Raw genomic sequence first — 14640 nt, 5'->3', positions numbered from 1 at the left:
GCTCAGGAGATCCATTCATGCACACACCACACACACCGCACACCCAGCACAATCCCCGCAACCCGCAGGCCCCCCATCCCGAAGACCAGGAACTGGTGGCCTTGTTCACCGGCCTGGACACGCCCGGCGTTTCCGACGCCCTGGACAAGCTTGGCCTGCACGGCCAAGCCCTCGGCATTGCCCCGCTGGCCAACTACCCCTATGTGGTCGTTGGCCCCGCCTACACGGTGCGGTACGCACCTGCCAGCCTGCCCGCAGGCACGGTGGGTGACTTTATTGACGACGTGGCCGAGGGCGATGTGATCGTCATCGACAACGACGGGCGCACCGACGCCACGGTCTGGGGCGACATCCTGACCCAGTACGCCGGCCTGCGCGGCATCGCCGCCACCGTGATCGACGGCGTCTGCCGCGATGTGAACAAGGCGCTGGGTGATGGCTACCCGCTGTTCACCGCCGGGCGCTTCATGCGCACCGGCAAAGACCGGGTGCAGGTGGAAGCGGTCAACACCGTGGTCGCCATAGGCACCGTGCGCGTGGCATCGCGCGACATCGTCGTGGCAGACGCCAACGGTGTGGTCATCGTGCCGCGGGCACGGGCCCGCGAGGTGGCGGCAACCGCCCGCCAGATCGAACAGGTGGAAGCCGCCATCCGCGAACGCATTGCCCAAGGCGCCACCCTGCACGAAGCGCGCGCCGCCCTGGGCTACCACACGCTGCAAAGGAAAGCAGGATGACCCACACCACGCACAGCGCCCAGACGGTTCAAACCGCTCAGACCGCTCAGACCGCTCACACCGCTCACACCACCTGCGCCACCTACACCGCAGACCAGCTGGCGCAGGCCCGCAAGCTGGGCACCTCCACCCTGTACGAAGCATCGGGCCTGGCCAACAGCGCGGTCGACTCGGCCATCCGCACCGTCTGGCCCGGGGCCTCGGTGGCGGGCGCTGCCTACCCGCTGGAGGTGTCGCCTGGCGACAACCTGGCCATCCACCTGGCCATGGAAAAAGCACCGCGCGGCAGCGTGCTGGTGGTCTCCGCCGCAGGCTTTGTGGCGGGGTACTGGGGCGAGGTCCTGACCGTGGCGGCAGAGGCCGCCGGCATCGCCGGGCTGGTGATCGACGGGGGCGTGCGCGACATTGCCGCCCTCACGGCGCGGCGCTTTCCGGTGTTCACGCGCGGCATTTCGGTGCGCGGCACCATCAAGGCCAGCGCGCCGTCCGTGGGCCAGCCCATGCAGCTGACCGGCACGCCCGTGGTAGCGGGCGATCTGGTGGTGGCGGACGATGACGGCGTCATCATCCTGCCCGCCGCACAGGTGCCCGCCTGCCTGGCACGCGGCCAGGCCCGGTTCGAGAAGGAAGCCCGCATCATGGACGCACTGCGCCAGGGCCAGACCACCTTGGACCTGCTGGGCCTGTCCCGCTGGAGGGATGCACCATGAACGCCCCGGCCCATCCGCTGAACCGCTTTCTGGCGGCAGCCAAACCCTCGGCCACCTACCAGGTCATGGACCGGGTGGCCGCCCGCCGCGCGGCAGGGGGCACCGTGATCTCCCTGAGCGCCGGGGAGCCCGACTTTGACACCCCCGCCCATGTGCGCGAAGCCGGCATTGCCGCCATCCGCGCAGGCCACACCCGCTACACCCAGGTGGCCGGTCTGCGTGCGCTGCGCGAAGCCATTGCCGCCAAGTTCCAGAATGAGAACGGGTTGCCGGTGCGCTGGCAGGACACCCTGGTCGCCAGCGGCGGCAAGCAAATCATCTTCAACGCCCTGGCCGCCACGCTGAATGAAGGGGACGAAGTGATCGTGCCCGCGCCGTACTGGGTCAGCTACCCGGAAATCGTGCAGCTGTGCGGGGCTCGCGCGGTCACCGTGCCGTGCAATGCGGCCAGCGGTTTCAAGCTCAGCCCTGACAGACTGCAGGCCGCCATCACCCCGCGCACGCGCTGGCTGATCCTGAATTCCCCCAGCAACCCGTCCGGCGCGGTCTACAGCCGCGCGGAACTGCTGGCGCTGGCCGAAGTGCTGCGTGCCCACCCCCAGGTGCTGGTGCTGGCCGACGACATCTACGAACACCTGATCTTTGACGGCGCCGCATTCTTCACCCTGGCCCAGGTGGAGCCGCGCCTGCGCGACCGCGTGCTGACCATGAATGGCGTGTCCAAAGCCTATGCCATGACCGGCTGGCGCATCGGCTTTGGCACCGGCCCCGGCTGGCTGGTGGAGGCCATGGAAAAACTCCAAGGCCAGCAGACCTCGGGCGCCAGCACAATTTCGCAGCACGCTGCGCTGGCGGCACTGACCGGGCCGCAGGACTTCATTGCACAATCACGCGCCGTGTTCCAACGCCGGCGCGATGCCGTGGTCGCCGCCCTCAACCAGGCCCCCGGCCTGCAGTGCCAAGTGCCGCAAGGCGCGTTCTACGCCTTTGCCTCCTGTGAAGGGCTGATGGGCAGCACCACACCGGCAGGCACCCTGCTGGGCAGTGACGAAGACGTGGTCAACGCGCTGCTGGACGAGGCCGGTGTGGCAACCGTGCACGGCAGTGCGTTCGGGCTCAGCCCCTATATCCGGCTGGCGTATGCGCTGGACGATGCATCGCTCCACGCGGCCTGCCAGTCCATACAGGCGTTCTGCCGCTCGCTGTCCCGCTAGGGCGCAGCCAAAACGGCGGGAAGAGGGCGAAGAAAGAGAAGGGCGAAGAGGTCGAAGATGGAGAGCAGGGTGACGATGGTGCAAACGGTGGACATAGCGAACACGGTGAGCACGAAGAAAGCGGTAGAAACGGCCGAAGCGTTAGCAGCGGCGAAAGCGGCAAATAGGACAACACCTCCAACACACAGCAGGAGTCACCATTGACCACCGTTCTGATCCCTGGCTTCATGCTTGACCAGGATTTATGGACCGACATCCACCCCTATCTGCAGACCCGGGGCCCGCTGGTGCATGCGGACCTCAGCACCGCCAGCACCATCGAAGACATGGCAACCCAAGTCCTGCGCACAGTGCCGGACGGGGTGTTTGACGTCATCGGCTTCTCCATGGGCGGCTACGTGGCCCGCGAAATCGCCCGCATCGCCCCGGACCGCGTGCAGCAACTGGTGCTGATGGCCACGTCGTCGCGCGGCGATACAGAACTGCAGGCGCGCCGCAAGGCCGACGCCGTGCTGGCCGCACCCCAGACCTTTGCCGGGGTGAGCAAGCGCTCCATCCGCCAATCCCTGGCGCCCGCGCGGGAGGATGACGATGTATTGGTCAACCGCATCCACGCCATGAGCGTGCGCCTGGGCGGCGACGCCTTCCGCCGTCAGGCCCAGCTCCGCCGTGATGGCGACACCAACCGCCTGGGCGACATCCGTTGTCCCACCCTGGTCATTGCCGGCCAGCAAGACCGCTTGCGCAGTCTGGATGAAGCGCAGGAACTGCACCAAGGCATCCAAGGATCACAACTGCAAGTGCTGGACGCAGGGCACATGATCCCGATGGAAGTTCCGGCAGAGACCCAGGGCGTGCTGGCTGGGTTTTTGAGCTAGCGTCGTGCATAGCCCAATAAGCATCAACACCATATCTAGCACTGTGCAGTGCTTGGTGAACTGCCGCCTAGTGAACCATACGTAAGAGAGGGCACGCAAGATGTGCCGCGTTCCGCGTCATCCGTCATAAAAGGTGCATCCGGGTAATCGTCTGGAATGCTATGGAGGCAGAAATACGGACAGCACAAACTTTGGGGTCGAAAGAAGGGCGTAGGTCTTGATCGATCCACTCTATGTCAATGCTCGCTAGACCTCGAGAGGTTCTCGCATCGGCTAGATTAACCCGGCGTTAGTAGTTCCGGATGTCGAGAAGCTGCCATCGACGCTGTATCGTTGGCGGTCAAAGCAACAAGTTGGCGCACAACGGAAAAAATCAAGATTGTTTCTTTTGGGTTCATATATAATTTTTATTGCTATGTATCAAAACAGTACGTTTAGGGTTAATGTGCTGTGAGAAAAAGTTTTAATCTTTGATTAAATATATTGCAATAATTTAAAATGGTTTGGAGATTTTGTGAATAATACAGTGTCTGATCGGCAGGATTTTTCAGCTAAAAAGCTTGATGAAATAAAATCGAGGCTTGAAGAAATTCAGGAGCTGAAAAATATACCTGGATTGACAATTTTTAGTGCAGGCTCTTTTTCTCGTATGGAAGCGAGTGAATATTCTGATATTGACTTGTTTTTTGTCACTAAAAAAGTGGATGATGGTACAACAAACTCTTCGCCACGAACCAATTCTATTCGTATATTTGGAAAGATTATTGAGTTAGCTGAGGCAATGGGTTTGCCGCAATTTTCCAATGATTGCGAATATCTCCAAATCTTAACAACTGAAGAAATAATATTTCATTTGGGTAGTCGGGCAGATGATCACGAAAATTATTTCACTGCGCGAATGCTAATGTTGCTAGAAGGACATTGCTTGTACGGCGATGTAACATTTGAGGAAATTTTGCTAAAGATCGTTGAATCTTATTTCAAAGACTATCCAAAGCACCAAGAGGCATTCCAGCCTGTTTTCCTTCTTAATGATATTTGTCGCTATTGGAAGACAATGCTCTTGAATTATGAAAATAAAAGAGGATATAGAAATGGAAATGAAAATGGAGATGATGAAGGGAAGAAGACTAAGCAGCGGGTTAAGAATTTTAAATTGAAATTCAGTCGAATGACTACTTGTTTTGCTTCCATTGCCGCGATAGGGAGCCACAATCAATCTGTGAGCGCTGCTGATGTTGTCAATATGGTTAAAATGACGCCTCGCGACCGTTTGAAGGATGTGGCGCGAAGGCTGCCCGTTGTTGAGCAAAGCGTGGATAAGGTATTGAATGAGTATTCTTGGTTTATTGAAAAAACCGGACTTTCAACAGAGGAATTAGAGAGAGAGTTTTCAGATGAAGAGAATCGTGCGAAAATGTTCGCACGAGCTAATTCATATGGAGATGAAATGTATTCGCTTATTCAAGCAATAGATCAAGCCCTGCCAGACGCTAAATTGCTGCGATTCTTGGTGATCTAAGTGCCTAGCGTCTCTGTACTTTATATAGCAGATGACATCGTCGGCCGTCATCTGCTATTGCTCCGTAATATCTGCGAGCCGACATCTCGGTCCCTGCCGCATGTAACTGTTCGCTATTTTAGTAAGCTCTCTATTCCGTCGGAGCACTTAAATTCGGTAATCAGATATGTAGACATACTTAAGCCTGGATCGTTCGGGATCGGAGCAGGTCTTGCGCAAGAAAATAGAACTGTTTATTTGCGGTGCGAGTCGGAGGACTTGCTTCACTTAGAGCATAAGCCGTTCTACCCAACTAGTGAGTTTCATATAACTATATATGATGGCGGGTCAGAAGATTTTGCCGTTAGGCTTTTAAATCTGCTTTCGAAATTTCCATGGGGAATTCGAGTTGATTTGCCGAAAAGAACACATTTACAGCAAATTAGAATTAAATCAAAAGCAGAGAAATCACACGCAAGAAGCAAAAATGATGAGGATTTCAAAAAAGAATCTAAAGACTTGTTCTTTTCGATTTTCAATCAAAAATTAACTAAGGCTTTGGCGCTTAGTTTGAGTGATGATGAAAGATTGACTTATGCAAGTAAGATATGCAAAAATCTTCAGAAGGCGTCCTCAGGTCTTTTAAAAATAAAAGTAGCTCCTGATTCGCAGAAGCCGGGTGCACATGAAATATTCAATGCAAACCCAGCGAATGCCGTGCATCTAACCCCACCGGAGATGGCCAGGTCTGTGGTCAGGGGGGCAATGGAGTTTTTCGGTGCAGATTCACTAATTGACTTTGGAGATCCCGCCGTTGGCACGGGGGCTTTTTTCTCTGCTCTTTTAGCTGAGGTCGGCTCTGAGCGTATTCGAAGTGCAATTGGTGTAGATATAAATCCTGATCAAGTGCAGGCAGCACGTTTGCGTTGGACTGATAGAGGAATGAAAGTTGAGCAGACTGATTATTTGCACATGGAAATACTGAAGGGACGAAACTTGGTGGTGGCAAATCCACCATATCTACGGCATCAAGGGATTCCAGCGAAATACAAAGTGGAGTTGCGTCAACGTGCTTCAGTTATTAGTGGACGTAAAGTTAGTGGTCTTTCTGGTCAGTACGTATATTTTATGTTATTGGCTCACCAGTGGCTTCTGCCTGATGCAATATCTGCATGGCTTATTCCATCGGAATTCATGCAGACGGCATATGGCGAGGTAATTAGAAAATATTTGACCGAAGATGTTGAGTTATTGCGCATCCACCAATACTCTGCAGAGGAAGTCTATTTCGAAAATGCGGAGGTTCTCCCCTGTGTTGTTTATTTTAGGAACAGGAAGCCTTGCCAGAATGCTGTAGTTAATTTAAGTTTTGGATCGAGTATCGAGAATCCTCAATCGGAATTCAAAGTTGAATTTTCAGAGTTAAATCAATTATCTAGATGGAGCATTCCGCCTAAAAAGAAAAAAAAGCAAGAAGGTGCCATTCCTCTTGGTTCTCTGTTTAATGTTAAGCGCGGTGTTGCAACAGGAGCAAATAGCTTTTTCATAATTTCAAGAAAAGAGGCCGAAGATCTAAAAATTCACGAACATTATCTCCGGCCAGTGATACCAAAAATAAGAAACTTCCAAGATAAAATTATTGAGACGGCTCCTGATGGGTACCCTGATTTGCATCCGCAGTTATGCCTACTACACGTTAGTGATCCTCTAGATGAAATAAAGATTGACTGTCCAGGTCTTTATGAATATCTTCACAAAGGGGATGAAGACGGTTTGCCTAAAAGGTATCTTCTTGGGTCTCGAAAACCTTGGTATAGGCAAGAGTCGAGAGATCCTGCATTGTTTATGTGCACATACATGGGGCGACAATCTGAAAGCAAATCGGCAATTAAATTTCTATGGAATAAATCTCGCGCAATTGCTACTAATACATATTTAATGCTTTATCCAAAGCCGGCATTACAGCGATTATTGGAAAATAGTCCTGATTATGCTTCAATGCTCTTTAAATCTTTGGAGCAAGCATCTGTGGATGAAATCCTAGAATTAACACGTTCCCATGCGGGAGGGCTCACTAAAATTGAGCCTAAGGACTTGTTGCTACTTCCTCTACACGGCCTGGACCCTGAAATAAAGGATGTCGCAGAATCCAGTTTGTTTTTTAATTGATAAATTTTATTTTCTAATTAAATTCCATGGCTAGGAAGATTTATTCAATTATTTTCTACCTTAAATATACCTTTTGTATGAAATACGGCCTTCAACAATAAATTAATAATTTGGAGGTCTATTTAAATGAACTGATGTAAATTTAGGATACCATGAAATCAGTTTCTAGATTTTTTAGCAATAGCGGTTATAGTTTACTGCAATAAGATGAAATCGCTTTTCCGTGATGCGATCAAAAATCTAATTAGCGTAGCAAAAAAATCTGTAAAGTATTAAATGTGAGTGCTAACCATTTAAATGGTATGGTTATATGATTGAATCTGAAATGCAAGATAAATCTGATATTTCTGCGTTGGAGAGCCAGCTTAGACAAATTTATGCTAGAGCAACTTTCGTAGAAAAAACTCACCAAAAAATGGCGGATAAATATACTTCTCGCTACAAAAAAATAAAATTGATGGAAATAATATTATCGGCACTGACATCTACAAGTTTGCTTGCTGCTGTATTGGGCGATGGGAAGGTGGGAACTGTTGTAGCGGCTTTTTTTTCGACCACGCTACTGTGTTTCACACTGTATTTTAAAGAAGCAGGGTTGAACGAGAAAGCACAACAGCACAGTGAGTTTGGCTCGAAGCTTTGGGGGTTGAGGCAGCAAGTGTTTAGCTTGCTGGTTGATCTTCAAGATGGTGAAAGTGATATTAGCATTCGTAAGAAGAGAGATTATATTAATGAGCAGTTGGAGATTGCATATAAATCGGCTCCTCGCACTGATGCTGGAGCATATTTTGGTGCGCAAAAGACCTTAAGGAAATCAGATGATACGGTTTTTTCGAATGAATATATAAATGGTATTTTGCCAGGGACGATGCATAAAAGGTCAAACAGCAAATAATTTTAAGTTATTTTAAAAGGCCGTGCATAAGAACGCTGTGCAGATGAATATAGCCCGGATGTAGCACTGCTTGGAAGAAAAAATGTTGGTGGTATCTGAAAGACGGTCTGAGCATGAAGAGATACCCCGGTTTGTCATTTGTCCCTGAGTAGACGCTGGATTGAAAGACTGCCCTCAACCCCGAAACACCGGCACCAGATCAACCTCCGCTGGAATACGCACTTTGCGGTGCAACTGGTGCAGGTCTTTCCAGTCCTGGCCGTTATAGCCCTGGACCTTTTCCTCGATCATCTGGGCCTTGCACACCGGGCAGCCGAGCAGGGTGGTGTGAATCTGCAGAGCGCCTTGTTCCACCTTTTCCACGTCGGCATCGGTCTGGATAAGGGCCGCAAAATCGGGTCCGTCGACCGGAACGGCAAGCAGACGGTCGTAATAGGCGCCGGCGTTGTCGGCGTCTGCAAACCTCTTGGTCTTGTTGGCCATGGAGCGCAGATAGCGGCTGCACGCCTCGCATACGGGCAGCTCCTTCAGGTAGAGAAATACGGCCAGGCTTCCCGCCAGCAGACCCAGAAAATGCAGGGCGGCGATGCCGTAGCCCAGGCGGCCCACCTCTCCGACATCGGACAGCGCCCTGCCAATGCGATAGTGGGACTTGGTGAGGATGAGCTCCATGTAAGCGCCGAACGGCACGAGATCGGCGACCTTGCGCCCGTCGTCCAGCACCATGGTGGCGTACCCGGTCCAATAGATCAGGAACTGGGTGAAGGCCGCGATCAGCAGCATCTGGACCAGCAGGCCGGCGCTCGCCCGTTTGTGGAAATAGCGGGAACCGAAGTAGTAGCCGGATGCCGCAACACAGCCCACCAGCAGTGCGCCGACCGGCACCACGACCCAGAGCGCCAAGGTGAAAATGTCTGCCCCGGTCGTGCGGGCAATGGCCACATTCGCCAGCGCCGCCAGGACGGATGTGGCAAGACCGCACAAGGCGATCGCGAAACTCTCCAGCATGCTTTTCATGGTGCCCGCTCCCTGGTTGTGTGTGCGGGCGATGTTGTCATGTTTGGTTACATGCTGTCCAGCCGCGCCAGCGGAAAGGGTGGCGCACACGAGGGTGCCGTATGCAAGTAACAGCGCAGGCTTGTGTCGGTGTGCCCACGGAACAGGGCGTTGTTCGCGCGAGCAGGGACATCGGCAGAGCGCTACTGCGGCAGGCCGTGTGGTGACCCGGGCGTCGGCGGCATCCCGTGGCCCGCAGCTACGGCAACAGAGAGCACTGCCCCGCACACAAGGCCACGGCGGTGGGGGAATGCTGACCCGGCCAAACCGGGTCAGCATTCCGTCGCAACCGTCACGGAGTTGGCACCGCCCCCTGTCCTCCGGCCAGCAGCCGCCGCACCAAGGGGTGGTTCTGGCCGCGCCTGGACCAGATGGCGTGCACCTCTTCGGCCACGTCGGGGCTGCTGCCCAGCTGGCGCAGTCCGCGCACCAGGCTGACATCCTTGGCGCCCAGCTCGCTCACCGGAAACACCCCCAGCCCCCTGGCCGCAAACACGGCCAGCAAGGCGCTGTCCTCAAACTCGCCCACCACCCGGGGCCGCACATTGATGGCATGGAACCACTGGTCCAGGGCCGCCCGCAGCGGCGAATGGGAGGTGGGCAGCAGCACCGGCAGATGTTCCAGGGACCGGGGGAACTGGTCCCGCGCCGCCTTCTTGACCAGGGAAGTGGGGCCAAACCACTGGATGGTGGACCGGGCAATGCGTTCGCTGCGCAGGCGGCGGTTGGGGTTGGGCGGCGCCGCCTGGCCGGCCAGCACCACGTCCAGTTGGTGCAAGGCCAGCTCGGACAGCAGTTCCTCAAACTCGCCCTCATGGCACACCAGGCGCAGCTGCGGGGTGGCAAGCACCGGCTCCAGCAGCGCATGCGCGGCCAGCTTGGAGATGCCGTCGGACAGGCCCACGGACAGTCTGACGGTGCCAGTGCTTGCGGCCTCGCGCACTTCGTCGGTGATGCGTTGCCCCAGGTGAAACACCTCGTCGGCCCGGGCAAACGCGGCCTGGCCGGCATCGGTCAGCGCCACGCCCCGGCCGGACGGCTTGAGCAACTGGTGGCCCAGCGCCTTCTCCAGATCGCGCACCTGCATGCTGACGGTCTGCACCGCCATGCCCAGGCGCTCGGCGGCACGCGAGAAGCCGCCTTCCTGGACAACGATCCAGAAGTAATAGAGATGTCGGAAGTTCAGCATGCTCATATCGATAAAACCGAATACTTGATTCGGCAAAAACTGATAGATCGCATGGTGCCAGCTAACAATACTGTTCGACCGATATTTGTGAAGGAAGCTGGATGTTTTTTGCGCTCACCTGGGGCCTTGCCTTTGTACTTTTGGCGCTGTGGTCGCTGACCTGCTGGAGCCTGCACGCCGTCACGCTGTGGGCCATCACCAGCGCCGGCACGATGGCAGGCGGAACCGCTGCGATAGATGCCACCCTGGTGCCCGCATGGCTGCAGATCTGGATGCCGCCCGAGATGGTGGAGCTGTTCCAGGCCCTGGTGGCTTCGTTCGGGCCGATGGTGCAGTCGCTGCTGGCCATGGTTCCGGCGCTTGGTGGGCTGGTGACCGTGCTGGCCTGGGCTATCTGGGGATTCGGGGCGTTGGCCGTGGTGGCGCTGGCCTTTGGCGCCCGGATGGTGGTGGGCTTGCTCACGCGCCAGCGCCTGCAGCCCAACGCCACACGTGTATGACTGGCGCATAACAGGCGCATAACAGGCGCATGACCGGCGCCTGGTAGGGGCCCTGGCCGCTCTGCACAGCGCGGCCGTGCGCTTGCGGCCTCGGACCTGGTGGTCGCCCTGTCGCCAGGGTGGACGCTGTGGACGCGGCTGTGCCCGCACGGCGTCCGGCCGCTCTCGACCAAGGCCGTACCAGACCGCAGAAGACTGAATAGGTCCGGAGGGGCTCGGCTGTCCACGGACGAGTCCCTTCGGCTGCACGGTGGCAGGCTCTGGGGCTAAACTGCGTCTATATAAGTCGGAGTTATGCGATGAGTTTCTTGAGCGCAGGTGTGGAATACGGCCTGCACTGCATGTTGTATCTGGTTCACTCCGCCGAGCACGGCGTGGCGGAGGCCAGCACCCGCGACCTGGCGGACATGCAGGGCGTGCCTGCGGAGTACGTGGCCAAGCTCTTTACCAAGCTGGGGCATGCCGGACTGGTGCGCTCGGTGGAAGGGGTGCGTGGCGGCTTCTCGCTGGCGCTGCCTGCGGACCAGATCACGGTCAAAGACGTGGTGGAGGCGATTGACGGCGTCAAACCGCTGTTCGATTGCCGCGAAGTGCGGGAGCGTTGCGCCGTCTTCGGCGAAGTGGCGCCCGCATGGGCCACGCGGGGGGTGTGCTCCATCCATGCGGTGATGCAGGGGGCCGAGAAGTCCATGCGCGACGAACTCAACCGGCACACGCTGGCCGACTTGGCCAACCAGAGCCGCTCCAAGGCGCCGGCAAGCCACGATGCCAAGGTCGTCGAATGGTTTGGCGCGCGCTCGGCGGCCCGGCGCTCGGCTTCGTAAAGCGGCGCACACGGCGCTGCGAGCCCTGGCTGGATGGGGTCACAAAGTGGGGTGAGGCCGCAGGCCGTACACCCGGTGCGACCAAGCTGAGCCACGGCGTACCGGGGGAAGGCTGGCTGTGCTTGGCCCGAGACCTTTTGCCCGCGACCCTCGACCCAGGGCCCCGGTCACCCAGACCGGGCAACCAGGCCCGGTCCCACAGACACCAGTGACAGAAGAGGCACAGGCAGTGCAATAGGCACATCAGGCACATCAAGCACATCAAGCACAAGAGGCGCGCAGCCTCTTGCAGCCATGGCCCTGATCAGGCTACGACGATGCGCAGCGGGTCCGCAGACGCCAGCGCTTCGGCGCGGTTGGCCGATGGGGGGTAAATCCATTCGGAGTTGATCTTGTGCTTGAGCGCCTTGGCCTCCGCACCCACCAGCTTCACGGTGCGCTCCCAGCCTTCGGTATAGACAGCGCCCCAGGGGCCCAGGTCCAGGCAGGTCACGTACTTGGGCTGGCGATAGGGAATCGGTGCCAGCCCCAGCAGGTCGGATGCCACGTTGTGCCCGGCAGAGCGGCCCAGGTTCATCGCATGCTGGCACGACATCATGGCCACATTGCCCTGGTCGTCGGTGGCGGCATAGGCCACGTCGCCCGTGGCATAGATGGTGGGGGCGGCCTTCACGCGCAGATTTTCGTCCACGTGCAGGCGGCCGTACGCGTCGCGCTCTCCCGGGACCTGGGCGGTGAGGGCATTTGCGCGGGCACCGGCCGTCCACACGATGGTGCTGGCATCGATGCGCTGGCCGGTGGAGGTGACCAGACCGTGCGCATCAATGGCGGTCACGCCGGCACCCAGCACCGCCGTCACACCAAGTTCGGCCAGCGCCTGCTGAATCACCGGGCGCGGGCCGGGGCCCAGGTCGGGGCCGATGTCGCTGTTGCGCTCCACGATCACCACATTCACCTGCGCATCTGCACCCAGCGCCGCACGCAGGCGTGCAGGCATTTCTGCGGCCGTCTCGATGCCGGTGAACCCGCCGCCGACCACCACCAGGGTGCGCCGTGCTTCCGTGTCTGGCTGCGTGTGCAGGCCTTGAATGTGCGCGTCCAGCGCGGCGGCTTCGTCCACCTGGTCCACGCTGAAAGCGTGCTGGTCCAGCCCGGGAATGTCCGGGCGGAACAGCTTGCTTCCGGCCGCCAATACCAAGCGGTCATAGGACAGGCGCACATCCTGGCCCTGGGTTTTGACGACCACCTGCTGCTGCTGTGCGTCGATGGCTTCGACGTTGCCCTGCAGGAATTGCACCCCGACGGCATCCAGCAGCTCGGTCAGCGGGGCGCGCATGGTGTGCGGGGCTTCTTCGTACAGGCGCGGGCGCACATGCAGTTCCGGCTGGGGTGCCACCAGCACCACTTCAATGTCGGAGCGCTGGTGCATGTCCAGCACGCGCGCCGCCGCCAGGGCGCTCCACATGCCGGCAAAGCCAGCGCCAACAATCACGATGCGTTGAGTATTCACAAATTGACCTTCATCCCACGTACCACGGCATGTGCGGCAGGCCCGTCGGGCCACCGCGCTCCGGTAGAAGTGTCGACAGCTGGCGCGCAGGAGACCGCCTGGGTGCGGCAGAACGGGAGCTGCCGGTCGAACACATAACTACGACAATCATAGTCGGAGTTTCGCGGCGAGAGCTATCCCAGGCAATTCCCGGCGAAAGCCTGAGGACTTGGGTGGTGCTGTGTTGAGCACACAGGGGGGCGACGGGCTGGTGCCGGGCGGGGCGGTGTCCGTGGCAAGGTAGGCGGTGGCACGTTGGTGGTCAGCGGCGCTGCAGCCAGGAGGCACGGCTGTACGAGAAGGCACTCACTGCACGTAGGGAACGGCGCCTGTCGAACCACGCAGGGAGCGTGCGGGCGAGCAGCCCACGCAGACCATGCAGACCCGCGTGCCGCTCCGGCCGAGCGGGGGAGCCCGGTGTGGCGGGTCGCGGTATGGCCTGGGGCCGACCTCCTTAGGCCTTGGCCTGCTGCGCTGTGCCCGCCAGCCGCATGCGCCCGGCGGTCATCAGCAGCATGCCCAGGATGGCGGCGGCGCCGCCGCCCAGCAGGCTGGCGGTCAGGGCCTCACCCAGCCAGACGCTGGAAAACAGCATGCCGAACAGCGGCACCAGCGCCATATAGGCGGCTGCGGCCCCGGCGCCCAGCTCCTTCACGCCGTGCAGGTACCAGGCATAGGCCAGCGCCGTGGCGCCCACGGCCAGCGCTACCAGGCTGTACCAGGCAGTGGCGGGGGCGTGCACCAGGCCGGCCCAGGCGGATGGGCCTTCCAGCACCAGGCTGGAAGCCAGCAGCAGCACCGCGCCCAGCAGGGCGGTGGCCGTGGTGGTGGTCAGCGCTTCCACCCGGGTCAGCACGATGCGGCCTATCAGGGTGTAGGCCACCCAGCAGGCGGCGCAGCCCAGCAGCAGCCATTCGCCCGCGCCGGATGCTGCCGACAGCAGGGCCAGCGGATTGCCGCCGCCAAGGGCGTACAGCGCGCCGGTCACGGCCAGCCCCAGGCCCAGGCACATCACCGCGTTGCAGCGTTCACGGAACAGCAGCACCGCAAACACCAGGGTCAGAACCGGGTTGAGTGCCACCACCATCGCCGCCTTGCCCGCAGGCACGGTCTGCAGCGCCCAGAGAAAGCACACCGAATAGCCCAGCACGCCCACTGCCGCGGCGGCGCTCAGCCCCAGCCACTGGTGGGCGGACAGGGCGCGCAAGCTGCCCAGCCGGCCGCTGCGCCACAGCCACAGCAGCAATACGGCGCTGGCCAGCCCAAAACGCAGGCTGGCGGCGGCCAGCGGAGGCATGGCCTGCGCCACGGCGCGGCCCCAGGGCCAGGACGCGCCCCACAGGGCGGCCATGCCAATCAGTTGAAGGTGGGTGAAAGTACGGTGTGTCTGCATGGCGCGGTACTATCTGCTCATTCAT

General features: G+C 58.4%; 13 protein-coding genes. 9 read left to right on the top strand and 4 right to left on the bottom strand.

Annotated features, from left to right (window positions below; genetic code table 11):
* Positions 1 to 17 precede the first annotated feature (17 nt).
* The 7 genes from QM470_RS03070 (at position 18) to QM470_RS03040 (ending at position 8104) form a co-directional block, all read left to right on the top strand.
* The gene (locus tag QM470_RS03070) at positions 18 to 737 is read left to right on the top strand and encodes an RraA family protein (protein ID WP_283338132.1); all 720 of its coding nucleotides are present in this window, start codon (positions 18 to 20) and stop codon (positions 735 to 737) included.
* Positions 734 to 1447, top strand: coding sequence for an RraA family protein (locus QM470_RS03065; RefSeq protein ID WP_283338131.1), 714 nt, complete (start codon positions 734 to 736; stop codon positions 1445 to 1447). The genes QM470_RS03070 and QM470_RS03065 overlap by 4 nt, the downstream gene beginning before the upstream one ends.
* Entirely contained in the window at positions 1444 to 2661 is a 1218-nt protein-coding gene (locus QM470_RS03060) for a pyridoxal phosphate-dependent aminotransferase (RefSeq protein ID WP_283338130.1), read from the top strand. The genes QM470_RS03065 and QM470_RS03060 overlap by 4 nt, the downstream gene beginning before the upstream one ends.
* Before the next feature lie 200 nt (positions 2662 to 2861).
* On the top strand, positions 2862 to 3539 hold the full coding sequence (locus QM470_RS03055; protein WP_283338129.1) for an alpha/beta fold hydrolase: 678 nt from the start codon (positions 2862 to 2864) through the stop codon (positions 3537 to 3539).
* Positions 3540 to 4053: 514 nt separating this feature from the next.
* Positions 4054 to 5061, top strand: a complete 1008-nt coding sequence (locus QM470_RS03050; RefSeq protein ID WP_283338128.1) for a hypothetical protein — start codon at positions 4054 to 4056, stop codon at positions 5059 to 5061.
* Between the two features lie 258 nt (positions 5062 to 5319).
* Entirely contained in the window at positions 5320 to 7209 is a 1890-nt protein-coding gene (locus QM470_RS03045) for an Eco57I restriction-modification methylase domain-containing protein (protein ID WP_283338127.1), read from the top strand.
* 310 nt (positions 7210 to 7519) lie between these two features.
* The gene (locus QM470_RS03040; protein WP_283338126.1) at positions 7520 to 8104 is read left to right on the top strand and encodes an SLATT domain-containing protein; all 585 of its coding nucleotides are present in this window, start codon (positions 7520 to 7522) and stop codon (positions 8102 to 8104) included.
* A gap of 174 nt (positions 8105 to 8278) precedes the next feature.
* On the opposite strand, the gene QM470_RS03035 is transcribed toward QM470_RS03040, so the two are convergent.
* Both QM470_RS03035 and QM470_RS03030 read right to left on the bottom strand, forming a co-directional pair.
* Positions 8279 to 9121, bottom strand: a complete 843-nt coding sequence (locus tag QM470_RS03035) for a hypothetical protein (RefSeq protein WP_283338125.1) — start codon at positions 9119 to 9121, stop codon at positions 8279 to 8281.
* A 331-nt stretch (positions 9122 to 9452) separates the two neighbouring features.
* Complete coding sequence (locus QM470_RS03030) at positions 9453 to 10349, bottom strand: LysR family transcriptional regulator (protein WP_283338202.1); 897 nt, start codon at positions 10347 to 10349, stop codon at positions 9453 to 9455.
* 101 nt (positions 10350 to 10450) lie between these two features.
* Here QM470_RS03030 and QM470_RS03025 point away from each other — a divergent pair, with 101 nt between their 5' ends.
* Both QM470_RS03025 and QM470_RS03020 read left to right on the top strand, forming a co-directional pair.
* The gene (locus QM470_RS03025) at positions 10451 to 10849 is read left to right on the top strand and encodes a hypothetical protein (RefSeq protein ID WP_283338124.1); all 399 of its coding nucleotides are present in this window, start codon (positions 10451 to 10453) and stop codon (positions 10847 to 10849) included.
* A 299-nt stretch (positions 10850 to 11148) separates the two neighbouring features.
* Positions 11149 to 11673: an RrF2 family transcriptional regulator gene (locus QM470_RS03020; RefSeq protein WP_283338123.1), complete on the top strand. Its 525-nt coding sequence runs from the start codon at positions 11149 to 11151 to the stop codon at positions 11671 to 11673.
* A gap of 304 nt (positions 11674 to 11977) precedes the next feature.
* Here the strand turns inward: QM470_RS03020 and QM470_RS03015 are convergent, their stop codons facing one another.
* Both QM470_RS03015 and QM470_RS03010 read right to left on the bottom strand, forming a co-directional pair.
* Positions 11978 to 13183 (bottom strand): NAD(P)/FAD-dependent oxidoreductase, encoded by a 1206-nt coding sequence (locus QM470_RS03015; RefSeq protein WP_283338122.1) that lies wholly within the window; start codon positions 13181 to 13183, stop codon positions 11978 to 11980.
* A gap of 493 nt (positions 13184 to 13676) precedes the next feature.
* The gene (locus tag QM470_RS03010; RefSeq protein WP_283338121.1) at positions 13677 to 14615 is read right to left on the bottom strand and encodes a DMT family transporter; all 939 of its coding nucleotides are present in this window, start codon (positions 14613 to 14615) and stop codon (positions 13677 to 13679) included.
* Positions 14616 to 14640 lie beyond the last annotated feature (25 nt).

Source organism: Comamonas sp. 17RB, from assembly GCF_030056555.1.
Classification (GTDB): domain Bacteria; phylum Pseudomonadota; class Gammaproteobacteria; order Burkholderiales; family Burkholderiaceae_C; genus Comamonas; species Comamonas terrigena.
Note: the sequence above shows the minus strand (reverse complement) of the source record. Positions and strands in the feature narration are given on the sequence as shown.

Excerpts from the sequence above, each read along its gene's own strand:
- QM470_RS03070 (WP_283338132.1), top strand. The coding sequence starts at position 18 with ATGCACACACCACACACACCGCACACCCAGCACAATCCCCGCAACCCG.
- QM470_RS03065 (WP_283338131.1), top strand. The coding sequence starts at position 734 with ATGACCCACACCACGCACAGCGCCCAGACGGTTCAAACCGCTCAGACC.
- QM470_RS03060 (WP_283338130.1), top strand. The coding sequence starts at position 1,444 with ATGAACGCCCCGGCCCATCCGCTGAACCGCTTTCTGGCGGCAGCCAAA.
- QM470_RS03040 (WP_283338126.1), top strand. The coding sequence starts at position 7,520 with ATGATTGAATCTGAAATGCAAGATAAATCTGATATTTCTGCGTTGGAG.
- QM470_RS03035 (WP_283338125.1), bottom strand. The coding sequence starts at position 9,121 with ATGAAAAGCATGCTGGAGAGTTTCGCGATCGCCTTGTGCGGTCTTGCC.
- QM470_RS03030 (WP_283338202.1), bottom strand. The coding sequence starts at position 10,349 with ATGCTGAACTTCCGACATCTCTATTACTTCTGGATCGTTGTCCAGGAA.
- QM470_RS03025 (WP_283338124.1), top strand. The coding sequence starts at position 10,451 with ATGTTTTTTGCGCTCACCTGGGGCCTTGCCTTTGTACTTTTGGCGCTG.
- QM470_RS03020 (WP_283338123.1), top strand. The coding sequence starts at position 11,149 with ATGAGTTTCTTGAGCGCAGGTGTGGAATACGGCCTGCACTGCATGTTG.
- QM470_RS03010 (WP_283338121.1), bottom strand. The coding sequence starts at position 14,615 with ATGCAGACACACCGTACTTTCACCCACCTTCAACTGATTGGCATGGCC.